Below are 18762 nucleotides of genomic sequence, written 5' to 3' on the forward strand. Positions count from 1 at the left end.
GCCTGCCCGCCGGGCCCGAATCGAACGTGTTGTCTAGGTTTTGGAGTTTTTTATGTCGTTGTTCACCGTCCTCGCCACCAGCAAAGTCGCCGCCGGAGTACTGGCAGCCGGCACCATCGCCGTCGGCGGTACCGGAGCCGCGGCTGTTACCGGTGTCCTCCCCACCGAGGTACAGCAGAGCGCACACGACCTCTTCGGCGCGCCGGCCCCGAAGCTTGCAGCTGAAGCAGCCGAGGGCCAGGCAGCCGCCGATGCCGCTGCAGACGCCGCAGCCAACGTCTCCGCCGACGCGGATGCCGAAGCCGCCGGTGACGCCACTGTTTCAGACGAGAACGTCGCCGCCCAGGCTTCCGTTTCCGCTGCGGCCGGCACCGTGGTTGATGCAGCGGGCGCTGCATCCCTCGGCCTTTGCACCGCCTTCGCCAACGGCGGCCTGAACGCTTCCTCTGAAGGCTTCTCCTCGCTGGCCATTGCCGCGCAGGGCGAAGCGAACATCGGAAGCTTCTGCGACGACGTCGTGGCCCAGGCTGACGCCGCCGCCACGGCAGGCGCCGAAGCAGCCGGCTCCGCCGCGGTTGAAGTAGACCGTCCTGAGCTGCCCGCTGTTCCGGCAGTCCCCGCCGTTCCGGGTGTCGACGGCGAGCCCGCGGTTCCTGCCGTGCCTGCAGTTCCCGCCGTACCCGGCGACGTGGTGGACGCACCCTCCGTTTCCGTCCGCTAAGCGCGCTTGGCTAGTGTGTACTGCGGGAAACGGCGCCGACTTCGTTTCCCGCAGTACGCCGGTCCCGCAGACCGCAGCCTAAACCCTGAACGGGCATGGCCCGCCCCGGGATGGAGGAGCCGCTGGTGCCAGACACTTTGGCCCAAGAAGAGATCGACATATTCGATGACGCCGCCGGAACCGACCCGGCAGCGCTCTTCGGCGTGGCCTACCGGACCTTCGCCGGTCCGGTGCTGGGCTATCTCAAGGCACGGGGTGTGGACGATCCCGAAGCGGTCACCCAGGACGTTTTCCTGGCTTTCTTCCCAAAAATCACCGGCCTCGCCGGTGGACTGCAGGGCGCAAAGTCACTGCTCTTCTCGATTGCGCATGCGCGGATGGTGGACCACTACCGGCGGCTGGAACGCCGGCCGCAACTGAGTCCGTATGACCCGCAGGAGGACAGCCGCAGCACACCCTCCGCGGAAGATGACGCGGTAGGGCTGAACGGCGGTGCCGAAGCAATGCTGCAAGGGCTCAGCGACGAACACCAGGAAGTGCTCGCCCTGCGCGTGGTGGCCGACCTTTCGATCGAACAGGTGGCCGGCATTATGGGCAAAAGCGAAGGAGCCATCAAGCAGCTTCAACGCAGGGCCCTTCACAACCTCAAGGCACAGACGCTCAAAAGAAACCAGGCAAATCATGAGTGACACCGCAGGATCCCGCCGTGAAGGGACAGTGGACCAGCTGCTGCTGGAAGCAGACCTGGGCGGCGACAGCCAGCTCCGTCCTGTCCTCATGGAGCTCCAGGCGCTGGGCACCGTTGCCCCGCAGCCTTCCGCCGAAGTGCTGGCGCTTATGGCCGGCGCGCCCGCCGCTGAAGCACCAACAGTCCCCGCTGCGCAAGCCCCGGCGGCTCCCGTTGACGAGCTCGCGGCCCGCCGCCGGGCCAAGCGCCGGATCGCCCTCACCACCTTGTCTGTGGCAGTATCACTCGGCGCCGGCGGTGCCGTTGCCGCAGCATCGGACCAGGGCATCCGCCACTCGTTCACGCAGCTCAACCAGGCCGTGACCTCCTTTATCACCGGTTCCGCCGGTTCCGCCGGACCCGCCGGTGATCAGGCGGGCAGGCCCGCCACCCCTGCGCCCACGGCCCCTACCGCTGCAGTGCCCGCCGGCACTCCAACCGGGGACCCTGCGTCGGTCCCGGCGGACCCCGCCGCAGCGCACCCCGCGGCCACGCCGCCGTCGGGCGGTCCTGCTGCGGCGGAGAACGCCAATGGCCAGCGAACTTCCCCGGGAACGCCCGGGGAAGTTCCCGCTTCAGAAACCCTGCCCGGAGCAATTCCCGGGCAGATCGCCGACGGCCTGGGCAAGCAACCGGAGGTGCCGGTCCCCTCGCAGGTTCCCCTGCCGGGGACGCTGCCGGCTGTCCCGCTTCCATGACATGATCTGCCCGCGTGCCTCCGGTCAGTACCCGGAAGCGCCCTTCTTGATCATTTCGCCGGAAGGATCCGCCAGGTACCAGACGTCGTTGACGCCCTGGCCCACGATGTCGCCTGCCTTAGTATCTTTGGCGTAGTAGTACAGCGGCATGCCGTTCAGGGTGACCTGCTTTGCGCCTTCCGGCGTGGTGATGGTGCCCACGGTCCCGGTGACCCCTTCGACCTTGGGCGTATCAGAGGTGGTGATGAGCGGCGGCCAGGCCGCCAGGCAGGCGCCGGTGCAGGCGCTGGTGCCCGAATCCTTGACGTCCTTGGTGAAGAAATAGAGGCTCATGCCTTTGGCGTCCACCACGATGGTGCCCGCGCTTGAGGATGCAGTCTTCAGGTCAACGCCGGCGCTCGCCGTTGAGGATGACGTTGCGGAGGGCGGCGATACGGAGGCAGCAGGGGCGGTCGCCGAGGCAGCCGGGGAGCCTGCAGTGACAGCCGGACTGGTGGCCGCAGGAGTGGTTCCGCTGCCGCCGGCGCACCCGGTCAGGGCCGCCGTCAGGGCCAGGATTGCGAGGCCTGCCCCCAACACATGCTGTTTCATGGGTTGCTCCTTCGGTGCTGCCCGGCACCGGTCGCCGGGCGCTAACCTGTACGACGCACCTGGGTGAAGAATGGTTCACGTTGAACCAGATCCCGCCCGGGGACGTTGTACCAGCCGGGGAGCGCGGAAGGGCCGTGCGGAGGCCGGGACAGGAGGTCCGCCGAATGCCGCTTGACGACGACGTCGTGGAGTCCATTTACCGCGAACACGGCCCGGCCCTCCGCCGCTTTGTGCTCAGCGCCTCCCGGGACCCCCAGCTTGCCGAGGACGTGGTGCAGGAAACCGTGCTCCGGGTCTGGCAGCACGCCCCTGAGGTCACCGGCAGCCTCCGCAGCTACCTGTTCCGGACCGCGAGGAATATCATGATCGACAATTACCGCCGTGCCCAACGCCGCCCGGCGGAGGCGCTGGACGACGGGCTCAGCGGTCACGCCGAAGCCGTGGAGCGGGTGGACGAACTCTTGAACCGCGTACTGATCGAGGAAGCGCTGCTCCGCCTCAGCAGTGAACACCGGGATGTCCTGGTGGCCCTGCACTACCGGCGCTTCACCGTCAACGAGGCGGCGGTGCAGCTGAACATCCCCAGTGGAACCGTGAAGTCCCGCGCCTATTACGCCGTGCGGGCCCTGCGGACAATCCTGGATGAAATGGGGGTGGAACGGTGAACGCCTCCGAGGTCCACCAACTGCTGGGCGCCTACCTGCTGGGCGGACTGGATCCCGTTGACCTGAAGAGCTTCGAAGACCACCTCCGTGAGTGTGCGCAATGCCGGGAGGAGCTGTCCCGGCTGGAGAAGGTGCCCGTCCTGCTGGACGCCGTTCCCGTGCCGGATGCCGTGGCGCTGACCGCTGTTCCGTCCGGCGTGGCGGTTCCGCCCGCAGCCGCAGTCCCGGTGACCCTCCTCGCCAAACTTGCCAGCCGACGTCGTCAAGTACGACGGCGGTGGGCAGCGCTGGCGGGCGCAGTGGCCGCCGCCTGCCTTGCCGTGGGACTGTCCGTAAGCCCGCTTCTGAGCCGCGCACCCCAGCCGGATGCCTCCTACTCCGTGCAGTCCAGCGGCGGACTGCAGTTCAGCATCGATTTGGCCCGTAAGACCTGGGGCACGGAGCTGGCAGTGAACGGCAGCAGCCTCCCATCGGATGGCACGTTGTCGCTGTGGGTACGGGACCGCGCCGGCGGGGAGGACCGCGCCTGCGCCTGGACGGCCACCCCCAGCGGCCGGGTCAAGGTCACCGGGGCAACGCCCATCCAGCTGGGCAGCATCTCCAGCGTGGAACTGCGGGACGGCACACAGCACGCGGTTGCCGTGATCACCGTGCCGTGATTGCCGTGCCGTGATTGCCCTCCCGTGATTGCAGCGCCCGGGGCTAGTGCTGCTGCCTGTTGGTGGTGTTTGGTTCCAGCGCGTGGAACTCCGCCAGCAGGGCCGGGTTTTCGCAGGCGCGGGCGAACGCTTCGATCCGTTTCTCGATTTCCCGGCCCAGCAGCCAGGTGCCGATCCGCTCCATAACCGGCCGCAGCAGGGCCGGGCGGCAGGAAAAGGTGTACTTCCAGACTGCCCGCGTGCCGCCATTGTCCGCGGTGAACCGCCAGCCGCCGCCGAAGTTGTCGAAGAACCAGGGGCCGGACACCATGGTCATGCCGACGTTTTTGGGCGGGGCGTAGGAGACGTACTCGCTCACCATTACCAGGCCGAGGCGCGAGCGGGTGCGGGTGCGTACACCCTTGCCTGCGGTGACGGCTCCGCCCAGGAAGTGTTGTCCGGCGATGAACGGATCCCACTGCAGCCGGAAGGCGCCGGTGGTCTGGGAGAAGGCGAAGGCGGTGTCCGGGTCGATGCGGATGAAGCGTTCGGCGCGTACCTGGGGCATGGTCCAACCCTATGCGCACCTGCAGGCCCGTCCGGGACTGGGGACAGCGGTTCCGGCAGTGCGTGCTTCCGGCGGCGCTACTGGACCATCTTTGCCAGGCGGGCCCGGACCACCATGTAGACGCCGTAACAGATCAGTCCCGCGCCCACGGCTGCCAGGAAATACAAACCAAAGGGCTGGTCGCGCAGTGCCCGCAGGGCGCCATCCAATCCTGTCGATTCTTCGGGATGTGCCTCAAGGGTGGCAATGGCAATCAGCAGGCCGGTCAACAGCAGCACCGTTCCCTTGGCTACATAGCCGGTGATCCCCAGAATTGTGACGGCCTTCCTTGCTGTGGGGTTTGCGGGCATCGCCAGTTGCTTCTCGAACGATTTCCGCACACCGCGGATGCCGTAGGCCACCCCCGTCACGGCGATGCCGGCGCCCAGGAGGACCAGCAGCGCCACACCGCCCGGAGCCTTCATCAGCGAGGCGGTGAGGTCGCTTGCTGTCTGCTGGTTGTCTCCGCTTGAGCCCGTGCCGCGCGCGAAGGACATCAGCGTCAAGGCAAGTCCTGCGTACACGAGGGCCTGCGCTGCCGCCTTGGCCTTCTTCCCGGCCTTTTCCTTGGTGGGCAGACGGTTGTAATCGAATATGGCATCGCTGGCCTGCCACAGCGCCAGGCCGGCGCAGGCGACGAAGCTGGCCCACAACAGGAAGGGCCCCGCGGGCTGGGTGGCCAGCTCGGCTACGGCGCCGCTGAAATCGGCATTTCCTGTCCCGCCCATGGCGAGCCGGATGGAAATGGCTCCCACCAGCAGATGCAGGATCCCGCTGGCCGCAAAGCCCGCCCTCGCCAGCAGCTCCAGCGTGCGGGAGTTGGTGACGTTCTCCGCCGCGTCCGCGGCCTGCTTCAGTTCTCTTTTGATGGCTGTTCCTTTATGCCGGCGCGCAAGCGCGAACGGTGCATGCACCTCACTCCGCCATCGTGCCACGCGGACCTTGTCCCGGCCCAGTCAGCGGGAGAAACTATGTGGAAGAGTGTCGCCGGCATGTGGATTCCGCGGCACGATCCGTTCCGTGGCACGATCTGTTCCGTGGCATGCTCCACAACGGGGGCGGGCTGAACCCGGCGAAGCCGAGCTCCTGGGCGTTGGGTTACCGCCGCCGGTAGCAGAGGTCGAAGATCAGGCGCCCGGCTTCATGCGCCTTGGCCTCGAAGCTGGTCCGGATCCGGCCCTCGAACCGCGGAGCCCAGCCGCCCGTCTCATCCACGCCCTCGTTGGGCCCTGTGTGTTCCGTGCTGACCGGTGCGCGGCCTTCCCGGACAGGCGCTCCTCCCACCACTGACTCCACGCCCGACTGCCATACCTGCGTTAGCGGGCTTTCGGGTCCGCGGCGCTCGCCGGTGTGAAGGTTCTCGAAGTCCTTCGAATCCGCCAGCACGTCGCGGACGTGGACCGCGTAGTTGGACCAGTCCGTGGCGATCCGCCAAAGCCCGCCCTTTTTCAGTGCCCGCGCGGCCAGGTCGGCGAACTCGGGCTGGATGAGGCGCCGTTTGTGGTGCCGCGACTTGTGCCAGGGGTCGGGGAAAAAGACCCAGAGTTCGCTGACCGAGCCCTCCGGAAGCATGGTGGCCAGCACCTCCGGGGCGTTGGCTTCAACCACGCGCACGTTGCTCAGGCCGCGGCTGTTGATTTTGATGAGGGTGTTTGCGAGTCCCGGGGTGTAGACCTCCACGGCGAGGAAATCGGTATCCGGATTCTGCTCGGCGGCGTGGCAAATGGCGTCACCCAGGCCGGAACCGATCTCGACGATGAGGGGCGCCTTCCGGCCGAATTCCGACTCTGCATCGAACGTGTAGTCCGGGTGGACGGAGGTGTTGGCCACATGGCGGGGGACGTTCACGGCCCACCGCTCGGCGTGCAGTTCCCAGGCCGCCTGCCGGCGCCCCTGAAGGCGGGTTCCGCGGCGGACGAAGCTGACCGGCCGGCCGCCGTACGTGCCATAGGAAGCCTGCGTGCCGGGGGTTACGGGCCTCGGGACATGCTGCGGCTGGGGGGATTCTGGGGATTCGCTCATCCCTTCCAGAATACCGGCGGCCGAAGGGTGGAATCATATGTTCCCCAGTTGGTCCAGTGCAGGTCCCAAAGCCAGCGCAAAGACCAGCCCCGAGACGCATAAGGCAAAGGCCGCCGATGACCGGGCGGGTGAAGTGTCCGGGGAGTTCTTGATGACGGAAATTGCCAGCACCAGCGACGGCAAGGCAAACAGAAGAGGCAGGCTGAAGAACACTAACGGCGTCACCCAAGGCATCGGTGAGGGGCCGCCATCGGACGGATAGGTCCCGAGCATGGCAAACATGGCCAGCGGAGCAGTGACGATCATGCTGACAACGGCAAGGACCCCCATCGTCACGCTGTGGGTTGCCTTGCGTGTGTACTGGCCGGTCTCCGCTTCTTTGGTCAGCGCAGCAACGGGCGCTTCAGGTTGTGGTTGCTCATCTGCTGATGGTGGCGGAACATCCATTACTCTCCTCTGATGGGGCCGGAGCGGCAGTCCTGGAGTGCGGTTACTGTTTCAACCTATGGAGGCGGTGAGCTTCGCAGCAGGCGCCTTTTGCCCTATGTGGATAACCTGGTCCCTCCGGCAGTCCTGCAAGAATGGGCAGGTGACGGAAGCTACAGACGCGGCGGCAAAAAGGCAGCGCTCCATGGATCGCGCGCCGGGCCCCCGACAGGCACAACAGGCCCGGCCGGACAACCTGGTGGACGCCGAAATAGATGAACTGCCGGCGCCGGAACCAACCCGGACAGGAAGCAAAAGGGGCCTCATTTACCTCGGCCTGTGCCTGGTCCTGATCGGGCTGAACCTGCGCACTGTCTTCTCCAGTTTCTCGGCCGTGCTGCCCGAAATTACCTCCCAGGCAGCCTTGCCCGGCTGGGCCGTCGTAGTCCTGACAACCGTCCCGGTGACACTGCTGGGCCTGTTCGCCCCCCTCGCTCCCGTGCTGGCACGACGCTTCGGCGCCGAACGCGTCCTCCTCGGCGCCATGGCGGTCCTCACGGCAGGGCTCCTGCTCCGTCCGGCCGGACCGCCGCACCTGCCGGCGCTGCTGGCCGGCACCGCTGCCTGCGGCGCCGCCATCGCCCTCTGCAACGTGCTCCTGCCGGGGCTCGTTAAACGCGACTTCCCCCATCGGCTGGGCCTCATGGGCGGGCTTTACACCACAGCTATCTGTGCCTCCGCCGCCCTCGGAGCCGGCTTCACCTACCCTGTCTACGCGGCGACGGGGGAGTGGACGCAGGCGCTGTGGTTCTGGGCGCTGCCCGCCGCCGTCGTCCTTTTCCTGTTCCTTCCCGTGGCTGTCCGGCAACGCGCCGTGCGGCACCAGGCAGTGAAGGACGGCGTAAACGTGTGGCGCTCGCCGGTGGCCTGGCAGGTCACCATTTTTATGGTGCTGCAGGCCATGATGTCCTTCAGCGTGTTCGCCTGGCTGGCGCCCATCCTCCGCGAACGGGGCGTGGACGGGGCTACGGCGGGGCTGATCGTGTCGGTGAGTATCGTGCTGCAGATGCTCGGCTCGCTCTTCGCACCGGCGCTGGCGGCAAGGTTCCGGGACCAGCGGGCCATCAACACGGTGGTGGCGCTGATGACCGGCGGCGGCTTCGCACTGAGCATCTTCGGGCCGCTGGAGCTGGTCTGGGTGTGGGCGGGACTCTTGGGACTGGGACAGGGCAGCCTGACAGCGGTGGCGCTGACCATGATCATGCTGCGGACCCGGGACGGGCACACGGCGGCCCACCTGTCGGGCATGATGCAGGGCGTGGGCTACGGCCTGGGCTCAACGGGAACGCTGATGGTGGGCCAGCTGCACCAGGCCACCGGATCATTCGCCCCCGCCGGTGTCCTCTTCCTGGCCGTGGGGCTGCTCGCGGCCGTGTTCGGCTACCGGTCCGGACGGAACCGCTTCGTCGGTGACAAAACCGGGTAGCAGTTAGCGTTGTTATGAGAGCTCATAACAACACATACTGCTACTTACTTGGGGAAGCCGAGCTTGCGTTGCAGCAGCGGATCCCGGGCATCGACCTCGTGGAGAGTGTGGTGATGCTCAGTACCGTGAAACGGGTGGGCTGGATGCTGAACCGGGACTCGACAGCCACCGGGCGGGTGATAGTTCCGGCGGCAGTAGCAAGGGCCAGGTAGGCCCTCGGACCCGGCCGCTAAGCTGGCACGAAAGACAAACAACCGATCGGCCCGATAGCTTGCGCGACACCACCCTTCCACCGGCAGACACCCATTCCGGCATCCTGCAGCGGCCATACCTGTGGGTGACCATCGGCACCTGCGCGCTTGTTTTCCTGGCCGCGTTCGAGTCCCTGGCGGTGACCACCATCATGCCGGTGGTGAGCCGGGAACTGCAGGGCGCGGACCTCTACGCCCTGGCCTTCGCTGGGCCGCTGGCCACCGGGGTGATTGGCATGGTGGCGGCCGGGAACTGGTCCGACCGCCGCGGTCCAGCCATTCCGCTCTACGCCTCCGTGGCGCTGTTCGTGGCGGGCCTGCTGATCGCGGGCACCGCCGCCTCCATGCCGGTGCTGGTGGCGGGTCGGCTGGTGCAGGGCTTGGGCGGCGGAGCCCTGACCGTGGCCCTGTACGTGCTGGTGGCCCGTATCTACCCCGGGCCGCTGCACCCCAAGATCTTCGCGGCATTCTCCGCGGCCTGGGTGATCCCCTCCCTGGTGGGACCCTTTGCCGCCGGGGTGGTGGCGCAGGTATTCAGCTGGCACTGGGTCTTCCTGGGCGTGGTGGGACTGGTCATCCCTGCCTTGGTAATGATCGTCCCCGTATTGCGGAACATGGCACCCGGCCAATCCTCGCCCGGCCAATCCCCGCCCGGCCAATCATCGCTGGGCCACGAGCAGGGCGGTGTTTTGGAACAGGCACCCGAGCCGTGGGCCCTGGGCCGGCTCGCCTGGGCCAGCCTGGCCGCGCTCGCGGTGCTGGGGCTCAACCTCTCGCGGGAAGTCCGCCTCCCCGGCTTCGGTGCAGCGCCGGCACTCCTGGCGGTTGCCGCCGTCGTCATTGCGCTGGTGGCCGTCCGGCCTTTGGTGCCGCGGGGCACGCTCGCCGCCCGGCGCGGGCTGCCCAGCGTGATCCTGGTGCGCGGGCTGGCGTCAGCCGGGTTCTTCGGCGCGGAGGTCTACCTGCCGTACCTGCTGATTGAGCAGTACTCGTTTTCACCCACCTTTGCGGGCCTTACCCTCACCTTCGGTGCCGTTGCGTGGGCGGGCGCTGCGGCAGTCCAGGGGCGGCTCGGTGCCCGGTTGCCCCACCGGGGTGCCGTCCGGATCGGCTCCTGTATGGTCCTCGCGGCTGTACTCCTCGCGTTGGCGACCGCCGCGCTGCACTGGCCGCCCGCCGTCGTCATTGCCGGCTGGATCCTCGCCGGCGGCGGCATGGGCCTGCTCTATCCGCGGCTGAGCGTGATGACGCTGGCGCTGTCGAGCAAGGACAACGAGGGCTTCAACAGCTCCGCCATGTCCATCTCCGACTCACTGGGCGGCGCGCTGGCGCTGGCCACCACGGGCATCGTCTTCGCCGCCTTCACGACGACGGCCGGATCCTTCGCCGGAGTCTTTGCACTGTGCGCCGTGCTTGCCGCCGCCGCGGTGGCAGTAGCGCCGCGGGTCACCACCAAAACCCCCTGAGTTTTTGTCCACATATGCAGACTTAAAGGCCCTCGAAGTCTGCATATGTGGACAAAAACTCCAAGGAACGTCGTTAAGGGAGCTTGCTGGCCCGGACCACGACGTCCGCGATGGTGGCCTGCTGGCCCTCCGGCCCGGTCACCGGCCGCTCCCGGCTGGTCTGCACTTCCAGCTGCCACCCCGGGCCGTCCAGTTCCAGCTCCCGGACCAGCTCATCAGCCGTGTAGAACATGTTGTGGTGGGTGTGGGCCCCTCCCCACGGCGGCAACCGGTCCGGGTGGTGGCCCACCACTAGCAGGGTCCCGCCGGGTTTCACGGCTGACGCCGCAGCACGCAGCGGCCCCTGCCAGGCCAACTCCTGGGAGTGGAGGAACTGCGAGGTCACCAGGTCATAAGCGTCCGCTGGCTGCCACTGCTCAAGGTCGGCCTGCTGCCAATGGATCCGGCTGGCGATGGCGCCCTCGGCCGCGTGCACGCTTTCCCGCGCCAGTGCCGCCTTCTCGTGTCCCCGCGCCCGTTCCAGTGCGACGGCGGAAACGTCGACGGCGGTGACGGTCCAGCCGTGCTGGGCCAGCCAGATCGCGTCCGCCCCTTCGCCGCAGCCCAGGTCCAGCGCATGTCCCGGCCGGAGTCCGCCGGCCTCCCGCACGAGCTGGGGGTTCGGCTTGCCGCTCCAGATCTGGGGCTTGCTGCGGTACCGCTCGTCCCACAGGGCGGCTGCGTCCCTTATTCCTTGACCGCCCTCGGTGCCAGCGTGCCCCGAAAGGCCGGGGCCGGCGTCATGCGGTGCCTGGTGTTCCTGCTGGTGGGGCGCGTGTTCCGTCATGCCTCAACCCTGCCCCGCGGCTGCGGTGTTGGCAACGCCTCAGGGAGGGGACAGGGCTGGCGGGAAGAGGGAGTGGGGCCGGGATGGTAGACTAGTGGAACTTGATGTGCAGTGATGCCCATGTGCCCCTTCATTTAGGGGACGGGGCTTTTTTCATGTGAGAGGCACATCCTGCGTCGATGAACGCGTTCCATTTGGTCCCGGCCGCCGCTTTGAATAAGCGGCAGCAGGCTGGTTGATCACCTGACTTTTCTTCGGCGAACCCCCTGGGCCAACCGGCGCCGGGGGCCGATATCCGCACGGATACCGCCTGAAAGACCTTTGACTTTGACTACTTTTGCTGTCCTCGGCACGCCCAAGGCCCTTGCCGACACCCTCACCGCCCAGGGAATCGAAACCCCGTTCCCCATCCAGGTGAAGACCCTCCCTGACACGCTGGCAGGACGCGACGTCCTGGGCCGCGGCCGCACCGGCTCCGGCAAGACCATCGCCTTCGCCATCCCGCTGGTGGCACGCCTGGCCGAGCGCGAAGCCCCGTACTTCCGCAAGCCCGGCCGCCCCATGGGCCTGGTGCTGGCACCAACCCGTGAACTGGCCACCCAGATCAACGCCACCATCGAGCCGCTGGCCAAGGCCGCCGGCCTGAACACCACCGTGATCTACGGCGGCATCTCCCAGGCGCGCCAGGAGAAGGCCCTGCGCGCCGGCGTCGATATTGTTATTGCCTGCCCGGGCCGCCTGGAGGACCTGATCCGCCAGCGCATCCTCACCCTCGAAGCCGTGGAAATCACCGTCCTGGACGAGGCCGACCACATGGCCGACCTCGGCTTCCTGCCCGTGGTGAAGAAGCTTATGGACATGACCCCCAGCCAGGGCCAGCGCCTGCTCTTCTCCGCCACCCTGGACAACGGCGTGGACAAGATCGTCCAGCGCTACCTGTCCAACCCGCTCACCCACTCCGTGGATGACCCGCAGGCCGCGGTAACCACCATGGAGCACCACGTACTGGTGGTCAACGACCAGACCGTCAAGAAGCAGCTGATCGTGGAGCTCGCCTCCGGCGCCGGCCGCCGCGTCCTCTTTATGCGGACCAAGCACCACGCCCGCAAGCTGGCCAAGACCCTGACCGACGCCGGGATCCCCGCGGTGGACCTGCACGGCAACCTGTCGCAGAACGCCCGTGACCGCAACCTCGCCGAGTTCTCCTCCGGCGACGTCCGCGTCCTGGTGGCCACCGACGTCGCTGCCCGCGGTGTTCACGTGGACGACGTCGAACTGGTCATCCACGTTGATCCGCCCACCGAGCACAAGGCCTACCTGCACCGTTCAGGCCGTACCGCCCGTGCCGGTTCCGACGGCACCGTGGTAACCATCACCCTGCCCGAGCAGCAGACCGACGTGAAGAAGCTGATGAAGGCCGCCGGCGTCGACGTCAGCTTCGAGCGCGTCACCGCCACGTCCCCGATCGTGGGCGAGCTTGTGGGCGAAATCGCTGACAAGGTTGACCCGCGGACCCGCGCTGCCCTCCTGGCAGCCAAGGCCGCCAAGCAGGGCGGCGGCACCTCCACCGGTGCCAACGCCGAGCGCAAGCGCGCCCGCCGCCAGGCTTCGCCGGTTGCCGGTGGACGCGGCGGCCGCGGTGGACGCGGCAAGGTTTCCGCTGAAGCTCCCCGCACCGATGTTCCCCGTGCCGAGCGCCGGGCAGCAGCTTTTGAAGGCCGCACGGAAGCCCGTGCAGCATTCGACAAGGTTGCCGAGCAGAACGAGGACCGTGCCATAGCCGCAGCAGCGGCACGCCGCAATGCCCGTGGCCGCGGCACCGCTTCGACGCACCGCAACGACGTCCCGGCAGCAGGTGGCCGTGCATCGGCCGGCCGCGGTTCAGACGGCCGTGCAGAGTCACGCGTTACCCGCAGCGACGCTCCCCGCGGCGGCACCGGCCGGCCCGCATCCTCAGGCCGTCCGGCTTCCTCCGGCGGCCAGCGCAACGGCCGTCCGGCCACCGGCCAGCGCGCAGCAGCAGCCGGCGCAGGTGCCCGTACGGGTGGCCAGCGCTCCGCAGGTGCAGGCGCAACCGGCGGCAACAAGGCCGTCTGGTCCTCCAACACCGGTGGAACCTCCGGCGGATCCTACGGTTCAGGCAACAGCGGCAACGGAGGCGGCTCCGGCCGTCCCGCCCGCAGCGGCCCGCGCCGTGCCTCGGCTCCGGCGTCGAACGAACGCCGCAGCCGCTAAGCCGCACCCCGGCACATCACCACCATCGAGTGCTCCCCAACAGCCGTTTAGAAGGCTCACAACGGCAGTTATGGAGCACTCGATGCCCCTTCACCACCCGCGGGCGCGCCACTCTTTCAGGTGCGGGCGCTCGGCGCCAAGGGTGGTGGCCTTGCCGTGGCCCGGGTGCACAATGGCCGAGTCCGGGTAGGCGCCAAACAGCCGCTGGGTGACGTCGGTGAGCAGCTGGCTGAACCGTTCCGGATCCTTCTGCGTGTTGCCCACGCCGCCGGGGAACAGCGAGTCGCCGGAGAAAATGTGGGTTGGACCTTCCGGGTCCTCGTACACAAAGGCGATTGAGCCCGGCGTGTGCCCGCGCAGATGGACCGCCGTCAAGTCGAAGCCGTCGAAGTTGGCCACGTCCGCGTGCTCCAGCGGCACATCGACGGTCACTGGCAGTTGCTGTGCATCCTCTGTTCCGGCTGCGGTCCTGGCGCCGGTTGCCTCCACCAGTTCCTTCAGCGCCCGGACGTGGTCCCAGTGCTGGTGGGTGGTGGCGATCAGCGCCAGTCGGGGTTCAGCCGCGGTATCCGCCGCGCCGTCCTGCAGCAGCTGCCGGATGGCGGGAAGGTCGTCCGCGGCGTCGATCAGCACTTGAGTACCGCTGGCTTTGGCGGTCAGCAGGTACACGTTGTTGTCCATCTCGCTGACGGAAATCCGGCGGATGGTCAGCGCAGGCAGGTCATAAATCAGTGAGTCCATAGGCATCAGTCTAGGGACCGCCCGGTCGCGGGCCCTCGTTACTCCCGGCCCTCGGACACCCAGTTGGGACCCGCCGAGCGGGAGCCGACGACGGCGTCCGAGGCTTGGGCGAGTGCGTCCAGTTGCGCCGGGGTCAGCTCCAGGGACAGGGCGCCCAGGTTTTCGTCGATCCGGTGCGTTTTGCGCGTGCCAGGGATGGGGACCACAGCCAGGCCCAGCCGCCTGCCCTGGGCGAGCAGCCAGGCCAGGGCCACCTGGGCGGGTGTCGCCTCCAGTTCGCCAGCCACTGACTGCACGGTGGCCACCACTGCCTGGTTGGCACTGGCCGCGTCCGGGGCGAAGCGGGGGATCCGGCGTCGGAAGTCCTTCTCGCCCAGGTTCGCTGCGTCAACGGTGCCGGTGAGGAATCCCCGGCCCAGCGGCGAATACGGCACAAAACCCACCCCCAGGGCGGCCGCGGCAGGAACAACGTTGCGTTCCACGTCGCGGCTCCAGATGGACCATTCACTCTGCACCGCCGCAATGGGGTGGACGGCGGACGCGTCTTCAAGCTCCTGGGCCGTCACCTCGGACAGCCCAAGGTGCTTGACCTTGCCTTGCTGCACAAGCTCCGCCATGGCCTCCACGGTTTCCACAATCGGAACGCGGAGGTCACGGCGGTGCATGTAGTAGAGGTCGATCACCTCAGTGCCCAGCCGTTGCAGGCTGCGGTCAACTGCCTGCCGGATGTACCCGGCGTCGCCCCGGATGTCCGTGTACCCGTCCGCCGGCGAGCCCACCAGTCCGAACTTGGTGGCCAGCTGGACCTCGTCCCGCCGCTCCTTCAGCAGCCGGGCGATCAGTTCCTCGTTGCTGCCTCCCCCGTAGATATCCGCGGTGTCAATAAAGCTGACACCGGAGTCGACGGCGTGATGCAGCGTCCGGAGCGCGTCCGCCGGATCCACCTCCCCATAAACGGGTGTAAGTGCCATCCCGCCGAAACCGAGCGCGCTGACATCGAGGCCATCGCCGAGCCGGACTGTTGCTGCCATGGGTTCTCCCGTTCTTTCAATACCTGTTGCAGGATGCGTCAGTCCCAGGGGATGATCCGGTCCGCCGCCGGCCGGGTGGCCTGGATCAGCACCGCGTTCGCCTCGTCCGGGCCGTTGGCCCAGGCAACGGCGGCGGCCCAGTCCATTCCAAACGACATATGCCGTTCCACCAGGCGGCTGAGGCGCAGGGCTTGCGGCGTGTCCACAAACCACACCTCGTCCAGTTGTGCCCGGACCTCTTTCCACGGTTCCTGGTCCACCAGCAGGTAGTTTCCCTCGGTGATGACGAGCGGAACGTCGGCGGGGATGGCGATGGACGCGGCAACGGGCTCGTCGATGGCGCGCCGGAACTCGGGCGCGTAGACCACCGGCTCGTCCCGGCGCACCAGGCGGCGCAGCAGCGAAAGGTACCCGCCGGCGTCGAACGTGTCGATGGCACCCTTGCGCTGCCGCAACGGTGTGCCGTCGATGATGGCGTTGCCGAGGTGGAAGCCGTCCATGGGCACCACCACGGCCAGGCCGGGCTCAAACTGCTGCCGGATCCATGCGGCGAAGGTGGATTTCCCGGAACCGGGCGCACCCGCGATGCCGAGGATGGTCCGCCTTCCGGGGACCATCCTCGCCCTCAGGGCATCCAATGCCTCTGTGATCTCGGGGGTGTTCATGGCAAAAGCCTAGACCGCACCCCGGTTGGGCCGCCGAACCTCCCCACCTTTCGCCTCGGAGAAGGCGCGGCCGACGGCGGTTTGCCGGGACGCGCCGTCGGCCGCCCTGAAAGGTGGGGAGACTCAGCGGCCGGAGGCGGAAGCGGCGGCAGGTTCAGGCTCCGGGGTGTCGGCTCCGCCGGGCAAAGCCTTGAGTCCCGCCGCGCAGGCCACGATCCCGGCGATAAACACCACCTTGAGCACGCTGAAGGGCTCCACGCCGGTGGCCATGGCCCAGCCCACCGTCAATGCTGCCCCGATCCCGACCCACACGGCATACGCGGTGCCCAAAGGGATGTGCCGGATGGACACGCCAAGGCCCAGCATGCTGAGGGCTGCCGTCACGGCAAAAACGAGGGTGGGCAAGGGCTTGCTGAAGCCGTCGGACAGGCCCAGGGCCGTTGCCCACACTGCTTCCAGGACGGCCGAGACCAGGAGCACCAGCCAGGGAATCGAACGCCGCAGCATCACGCCACCACCTTCAAGCCAACCACGCACGCGGCGATACCGGACAGCAGGAGGAGCCGTGCCGCCGTCGGGCGCTCCACCTTGGTGACGATGGCGTACGCGGAGGTCAGCACCACGCCCACACCCACCCAGACGGCATAGGCCGTACCCGTGGGGATGGACTGCATGGCGATGGCCAGGCCGGCGGTGCTGGCTGCAACGGAAACCAGGAACAGCACAGCGGGCGCGATGCGGCGGCGGCCGGAAGCCTGGAATGTGCGGTGCAGGGCTGCAGCCCACACGGCTTCAAGGGCGCCGGAGAGAAGAAGGATTAACCACGACATGACAGATCCTTTGGCCAGTCTTGTCGCGTACCGGGTACTGAACCGTCGTCCGGAGGCTCCCGTACGGAGCCTTGGCTTCCAGCGTAGCAACGCCCGACGCCGAGCGGCCACCGATGGTGCCCAACCTCACCAGCATGCGGCAACCGGCGCCGGAGGAAGCTACAGGGTGCCGCCGGCAGCGACGGGGGCGGCCGCGTCCCGGCCGCCGTCGCCGACGGTTTCGCGAGCGATGAAGTTCTCGATGTCGAACAGGTTGTCCGCGCGCTCGGCGATGTTCAACAGTGTGGTCATGGAGGCGACTTCCTCGACCTGCTCCTTCAGGAACCAGAGCATAAACTGCTCGCCCAGGGCATCGTTTTCGCCGCGGGCGGCCCGGAACAGGTCCTCGATGTTTCGGGTGACTTCCTTCTCCTGCTGGAGGGCAAGGGCCAGCGGTTCGGTGACGGAGGCGAAGTCGTTGCGGACGGCAGGGACACCCGGAATGGTGAACGCAATGTCGCGGTCCAGCATGTACTGCACCATCATCATGGCGTGGTTCCGTTCCTCCACCGACTGCCGGTAGAAGTAGCGGGCCAACTGGGGGAGGTCCTGGTTGGCGAACCAGGTGGCCACCGCAACGTACTGCTGCGATGCCGTGAATTCGTTGCCGATCTGGGTGGACAGGAGCGCATTGAACGATGATGTGGTCATAGCCCGAGTCTAGGTTCGGCCGCAGGCAGTGGCCAGTGTGGAAAGGCTCTGCTACTAAAAGGCGAGGCTGGCCTACTCCGGCGCGCCGGGTCCGTCCTCAACGCGGTCAATCGAGACAACCGCCAGGAAGCCGCGGCCCAGGACGTCGGGGGTATCCGTGTCGGAGCCCAGCACGGCGTCGTAGCGTGCCAACCGTTCGGGTTCTTCCGTCCCCACGGCAACCGTGGCCTGCCCCTGCAGCAGGATCCCGATCGAGCCCTCGAAGATGGGCTTCGCGCGCTTCTTGGAGAGCTCGATGATGGACGTGTAGCCCTTGAAACTTCCGGCGCGAGTGATGACGTTCAGGTCCCGGATATCGCCGGTCGGAAGGGAAGCATGGGTACTCGCCCCGCCCGGGAAGCGGAACGGGCGGTACTTCTCCAGCGGGCGTTCGGCCCCGTCCACGCTCAGCAGCAGAAGTTCGCCCTCCACCACTGTGAGTACCCGCTCCATCCCGGGGAAAGCGGAGAAGTCTCCGGCCTTGGTGACGTCCGCGATGCTGACCCGCCAGTCCCAGTTCCCGTCCTGCGCCGATCCGGGCTGGCTGGCCAGTTGGCGGGTGGTGCCGCCGCCATTGCGCCAGGGCTCGGGCTTGAGGTCTGCAAAGCGGATAATTTCCATGCGCCCAAGCCTAGTTCCCGGCCGGAGGTCCCGGCGTCGCGGGTTGGCCCCTTCCCTGCTACTCTCCTCCGGGGGGACAACACGAAAACAGCCTGAAGGAGCCGGGAATGTTCGTCAAAGTGTGTGGTCTCAGCACGCCTGAATCAGTCCGCGAAGCAGTTGATGCCGGGGCTGACGCCGTCGGTTTCGTGCTGACAGCCAGTCCCCGCGTGGTAACGCCGTCACAGGCGTCCTCCTTGCTGACAGGCGTCCCTGCCGGGGTTTCGCCGATCGGCGTGTTCCGGCACGAACCGGTGGCCGACGCCGTTGCGATCGCCCGCGCCGCAGGCCTGGAATGGATCCAGCTGCACGGTCCGCGGTCCCGTGAGGACGTGGTGATGGTGCACGACGCCGGCATGAAGCTGATCAGGGCAGTCACCATGGGTGCCACTGCAGACGAGTTTGAGGACTGGGGCGAGGACCTCCTGCTGATCGACGCCGCAGTGCCCGGTTCGGGTGAAGCCTGGGATTACGCTTCCGTTGCTGCGCTTCCTGTCCTCCAGGGGCGCCACTGGCTCCTCGCCGGGGGATTGGATCCGGCCACTGTGGGCGGGGCCTCAACAGCAGCCCATGCCTGGGGTGTGGATGTCTCCTCGGGTGTTGAAGCGTCCCGGGGCGTGAAGGACCTTGCGAAGATCCGCGCGTTTGTGCAGGCGGCAAAGGGCGCTGCCGCGCGGGTTCAGGCTTAGTTCACCCGGTCCGGGCGGAGTTCAGGGGCCGGTCAGGGCAGACCCCCATCCTTTTGTC

Annotated in this window: 22 protein-coding genes, 1 pseudogene and 1 riboswitch; of the genes and pseudogenes, 10 read left to right on the plus strand and 13 right to left on the minus strand. The window is 67.5% G+C overall.

Going from position 1 to position 18762, the window contains the following annotated elements; genetic code table 11:
- Positions 1 to 52: 52 nt before the first annotated feature.
- The 3 genes from ARTSIC4J27_RS00935 to ARTSIC4J27_RS00945 all read left to right on the plus strand — a co-directional run bounded on the left by ARTSIC4J27_RS00935 (position 53) and on the right by ARTSIC4J27_RS00945 (position 2146).
- Positions 53 to 721, plus strand: a complete 669-nt coding sequence (locus ARTSIC4J27_RS00935) for a hypothetical protein (protein ID WP_050053331.1) — start codon at positions 53 to 55, stop codon at positions 719 to 721.
- 110 nt (positions 722 to 831) lie between these two features.
- Positions 832 to 1410: an RNA polymerase sigma factor gene (locus ARTSIC4J27_RS00940; protein WP_083435251.1), complete on the plus strand. Its 579-nt coding sequence runs from the start codon at positions 832 to 834 to the stop codon at positions 1408 to 1410.
- Positions 1403 to 2146 carry a hypothetical protein gene (locus ARTSIC4J27_RS00945; protein ID WP_050053332.1) on the plus strand — a complete coding sequence of 248 codons (744 nt, stop codon included), beginning with the start codon at positions 1403 to 1405 and terminating at the stop codon, positions 2144 to 2146. Before ARTSIC4J27_RS00940 ends, ARTSIC4J27_RS00945 begins: the two co-directional genes overlap by 8 nt.
- 24 nt (positions 2147 to 2170) lie before the next feature.
- On the opposite strand, the gene ARTSIC4J27_RS00950 is transcribed toward ARTSIC4J27_RS00945, so the two are convergent.
- Positions 2171 to 2737, minus strand: coding sequence for a COG4315 family predicted lipoprotein (locus ARTSIC4J27_RS00950; protein WP_050053333.1), 567 nt, complete (start codon positions 2735 to 2737; stop codon positions 2171 to 2173).
- A 164-nt stretch (positions 2738 to 2901) separates the two neighbouring features.
- On the opposite strand from ARTSIC4J27_RS00950, the gene ARTSIC4J27_RS00955 reads away from it, so the two are divergent.
- Both ARTSIC4J27_RS00955 and ARTSIC4J27_RS00960 read left to right on the plus strand, forming a co-directional pair.
- Positions 2902 to 3402: a sigma-70 family RNA polymerase sigma factor gene (locus ARTSIC4J27_RS00955; protein ID WP_050053334.1), complete on the plus strand. Its 501-nt coding sequence runs from the start codon at positions 2902 to 2904 to the stop codon at positions 3400 to 3402.
- Positions 3399 to 4061, plus strand: a complete 663-nt coding sequence (locus ARTSIC4J27_RS00960; RefSeq protein WP_050053335.1) for a zf-HC2 domain-containing protein — start codon at positions 3399 to 3401, stop codon at positions 4059 to 4061. Before ARTSIC4J27_RS00955 ends, ARTSIC4J27_RS00960 begins: the two co-directional genes overlap by 4 nt.
- A 43-nt stretch (positions 4062 to 4104) precedes the next feature.
- Here ARTSIC4J27_RS00960 and ARTSIC4J27_RS00965 read toward each other — a convergent pair whose 3' ends face one another.
- From ARTSIC4J27_RS00965 to ARTSIC4J27_RS00980, 4 genes are all read right to left on the minus strand, one after another.
- The gene (locus tag ARTSIC4J27_RS00965) at positions 4105 to 4608 is read right to left on the minus strand and encodes an SRPBCC family protein (protein WP_050053336.1); all 504 of its coding nucleotides are present in this window, start codon (positions 4606 to 4608) and stop codon (positions 4105 to 4107) included.
- Positions 4609 to 4685: 77 nt separating this feature from the next.
- Complete coding sequence (locus ARTSIC4J27_RS00970) at positions 4686 to 5504, minus strand: DUF1206 domain-containing protein (protein ID WP_083435252.1); 819 nt, start codon at positions 5502 to 5504, stop codon at positions 4686 to 4688.
- A gap of 241 nt (positions 5505 to 5745) precedes the next feature.
- Positions 5746 to 6669 (minus strand): tRNA (guanosine(46)-N7)-methyltransferase TrmB, encoded by a 924-nt coding sequence (gene trmB / locus ARTSIC4J27_RS00975; RefSeq protein WP_050053338.1) that lies wholly within the window; start codon positions 6667 to 6669, stop codon positions 5746 to 5748.
- Positions 6670 to 6702: 33 nt separating this feature from the next.
- Positions 6703 to 7116: a hypothetical protein gene (locus ARTSIC4J27_RS00980; RefSeq protein ID WP_050053339.1), complete on the minus strand. Its 414-nt coding sequence runs from the start codon at positions 7114 to 7116 to the stop codon at positions 6703 to 6705.
- A gap of 184 nt (positions 7117 to 7300) precedes the next feature.
- Between ARTSIC4J27_RS00980 and ARTSIC4J27_RS00985 the strand changes: the two genes are divergently transcribed.
- From ARTSIC4J27_RS00985 to ARTSIC4J27_RS00995, 3 genes and pseudogenes are all read left to right on the plus strand, one after another.
- A complete protein-coding gene (locus ARTSIC4J27_RS00985; protein WP_050053460.1) occupies positions 7301 to 8581 on the plus strand; it encodes a CynX/NimT family MFS transporter in 1281 nt (426 codons plus the stop codon).
- A gap of 56 nt (positions 8582 to 8637) precedes the next feature.
- Positions 8638 to 8793 (plus strand): annotated as a pseudogene (locus ARTSIC4J27_RS23505) (Lrp/AsnC family transcriptional regulator); the annotation flags it as partial.
- A gap of 59 nt (positions 8794 to 8852) precedes the next feature.
- Positions 8853 to 10298: an MFS transporter gene (locus ARTSIC4J27_RS00995; RefSeq protein WP_050053341.1), complete on the plus strand. Its 1446-nt coding sequence runs from the start codon at positions 8853 to 8855 to the stop codon at positions 10296 to 10298.
- Between the two features lie 73 nt (positions 10299 to 10371).
- Here ARTSIC4J27_RS00995 and ARTSIC4J27_RS01000 read toward each other — a convergent pair whose 3' ends face one another.
- Complete coding sequence (locus ARTSIC4J27_RS01000; protein WP_050053342.1) at positions 10372 to 11124, minus strand: class I SAM-dependent methyltransferase; 753 nt, start codon at positions 11122 to 11124, stop codon at positions 10372 to 10374.
- A 327-nt stretch (positions 11125 to 11451) separates the two neighbouring features.
- Between ARTSIC4J27_RS01000 and ARTSIC4J27_RS01005 the strand changes: the two genes are divergently transcribed.
- A complete protein-coding gene (locus ARTSIC4J27_RS01005) occupies positions 11452 to 13359 on the plus strand; it encodes a DEAD/DEAH box helicase (protein WP_050053343.1) in 1908 nt (635 codons plus the stop codon).
- Between the two features lie 90 nt (positions 13360 to 13449).
- Here the strand turns inward: ARTSIC4J27_RS01005 and ARTSIC4J27_RS01010 are convergent, their stop codons facing one another.
- The 7 genes from ARTSIC4J27_RS01010 to ARTSIC4J27_RS01040 all read right to left on the minus strand — a co-directional run bounded on the left by ARTSIC4J27_RS01010 (position 13450) and on the right by ARTSIC4J27_RS01040 (position 17976).
- A complete protein-coding gene (locus ARTSIC4J27_RS01010; RefSeq protein ID WP_050053344.1) occupies positions 13450 to 14100 on the minus strand; it encodes an MBL fold metallo-hydrolase in 651 nt (216 codons plus the stop codon).
- 38 nt (positions 14101 to 14138) lie between these two features.
- The gene (locus ARTSIC4J27_RS01015) at positions 14139 to 15131 is read right to left on the minus strand and encodes an aldo/keto reductase (RefSeq protein WP_050053345.1); all 993 of its coding nucleotides are present in this window, start codon (positions 15129 to 15131) and stop codon (positions 14139 to 14141) included.
- A gap of 38 nt (positions 15132 to 15169) precedes the next feature.
- Positions 15170 to 15796 carry a nucleoside/nucleotide kinase family protein gene (locus ARTSIC4J27_RS01020; protein ID WP_050053346.1) on the minus strand — a complete coding sequence of 209 codons (627 nt, stop codon included), beginning with the start codon at positions 15794 to 15796 and terminating at the stop codon, positions 15170 to 15172.
- A gap of 123 nt (positions 15797 to 15919) precedes the next feature.
- The gene (locus ARTSIC4J27_RS01025; RefSeq protein ID WP_050053347.1) at positions 15920 to 16303 is read right to left on the minus strand and encodes a DMT family transporter; all 384 of its coding nucleotides are present in this window, start codon (positions 16301 to 16303) and stop codon (positions 15920 to 15922) included.
- Positions 16303 to 16626, minus strand: coding sequence for a DMT family transporter (locus ARTSIC4J27_RS01030; protein WP_050053348.1), 324 nt, complete (start codon positions 16624 to 16626; stop codon positions 16303 to 16305). The genes ARTSIC4J27_RS01025 and ARTSIC4J27_RS01030 overlap by 1 nt, the downstream gene beginning before the upstream one ends.
- Before the next feature lie 9 nt (positions 16627 to 16635).
- Positions 16636 to 16701: riboswitch (guanidine-III (ykkC-III) riboswitch) on the minus strand.
- Between the two features lie 84 nt (positions 16702 to 16785).
- Positions 16786 to 17316, minus strand: a complete 531-nt coding sequence (locus ARTSIC4J27_RS01035) for a ferritin (protein WP_050053349.1) — start codon at positions 17314 to 17316, stop codon at positions 16786 to 16788.
- A 72-nt stretch (positions 17317 to 17388) separates the two neighbouring features.
- Entirely contained in the window at positions 17389 to 17976 is a 588-nt protein-coding gene (locus ARTSIC4J27_RS01040) for a HutD/Ves family protein (protein ID WP_050053350.1), read from the minus strand.
- A gap of 107 nt (positions 17977 to 18083) precedes the next feature.
- Between ARTSIC4J27_RS01040 and ARTSIC4J27_RS01045 the strand changes: the two genes are divergently transcribed.
- Complete coding sequence (locus ARTSIC4J27_RS01045; protein ID WP_050053351.1) at positions 18084 to 18704, plus strand: phosphoribosylanthranilate isomerase; 621 nt, start codon at positions 18084 to 18086, stop codon at positions 18702 to 18704.
- Positions 18705 to 18762 lie beyond the last annotated feature (58 nt).

Source organism: Pseudarthrobacter siccitolerans (assembly GCF_001046895.1).
GTDB lineage: Bacteria > Actinomycetota > Actinomycetes > Actinomycetales > Micrococcaceae > Arthrobacter > Arthrobacter siccitolerans.

Bases quoted from the DNA above. Each gene is read 5' to 3' on its own strand.
- ARTSIC4J27_RS00935 (WP_050053331.1), top strand. From the start codon at position 53: ATGTCGTTGTTCACCGTCCTCGCCACCAGCAAAGTCGCCGCCGGAGTA.
- ARTSIC4J27_RS00940 (WP_083435251.1), top strand. From the start codon at position 832: ATGGAGGAGCCGCTGGTGCCAGACACTTTGGCCCAAGAAGAGATCGAC.
- ARTSIC4J27_RS00945 (WP_050053332.1), top strand. From the start codon at position 1,403: ATGAGTGACACCGCAGGATCCCGCCGTGAAGGGACAGTGGACCAGCTG.
- ARTSIC4J27_RS00950 (WP_050053333.1), bottom strand. From the start codon at position 2,737: ATGAAACAGCATGTGTTGGGGGCAGGCCTCGCAATCCTGGCCCTGACG.
- ARTSIC4J27_RS00955 (WP_050053334.1), top strand. From the start codon at position 2,902: ATGCCGCTTGACGACGACGTCGTGGAGTCCATTTACCGCGAACACGGC.
- ARTSIC4J27_RS00965 (WP_050053336.1), bottom strand. From the start codon at position 4,608: ATGCCCCAGGTACGCGCCGAACGCTTCATCCGCATCGACCCGGACACC.
- trmB (WP_050053338.1), bottom strand. From the start codon at position 6,669: ATGAGCGAATCCCCAGAATCCCCCCAGCCGCAGCATGTCCCGAGGCCC.
- ARTSIC4J27_RS00980 (WP_050053339.1), bottom strand. From the start codon at position 7,116: ATGGATGTTCCGCCACCATCAGCAGATGAGCAACCACAACCTGAAGCG.
- ARTSIC4J27_RS00985 (WP_050053460.1), top strand. From the start codon at position 7,301: ATGGATCGCGCGCCGGGCCCCCGACAGGCACAACAGGCCCGGCCGGAC.
- ARTSIC4J27_RS01000 (WP_050053342.1), bottom strand. From the start codon at position 11,124: ATGACGGAACACGCGCCCCACCAGCAGGAACACCAGGCACCGCATGAC.
- ARTSIC4J27_RS01010 (WP_050053344.1), bottom strand. From the start codon at position 14,100: ATGGACTCACTGATTTATGACCTGCCTGCGCTGACCATCCGCCGGATT.
- ARTSIC4J27_RS01015 (WP_050053345.1), bottom strand. From the start codon at position 15,131: ATGGCAGCAACAGTCCGGCTCGGCGATGGCCTCGATGTCAGCGCGCTC.
- ARTSIC4J27_RS01020 (WP_050053346.1), bottom strand. From the start codon at position 15,796: ATGAACACCCCCGAGATCACAGAGGCATTGGATGCCCTGAGGGCGAGG.
- ARTSIC4J27_RS01025 (WP_050053347.1), bottom strand. From the start codon at position 16,303: ATGCTGCGGCGTTCGATTCCCTGGCTGGTGCTCCTGGTCTCGGCCGTC.
- ARTSIC4J27_RS01030 (WP_050053348.1), bottom strand. From the start codon at position 16,626: ATGTCGTGGTTAATCCTTCTTCTCTCCGGCGCCCTTGAAGCCGTGTGG.
- ARTSIC4J27_RS01035 (WP_050053349.1), bottom strand. From the start codon at position 17,316: ATGACCACATCATCGTTCAATGCGCTCCTGTCCACCCAGATCGGCAAC.
- ARTSIC4J27_RS01040 (WP_050053350.1), bottom strand. From the start codon at position 17,976: ATGGAAATTATCCGCTTTGCAGACCTCAAGCCCGAGCCCTGGCGCAAT.
- ARTSIC4J27_RS01045 (WP_050053351.1), top strand. From the start codon at position 18,084: ATGTTCGTCAAAGTGTGTGGTCTCAGCACGCCTGAATCAGTCCGCGAA.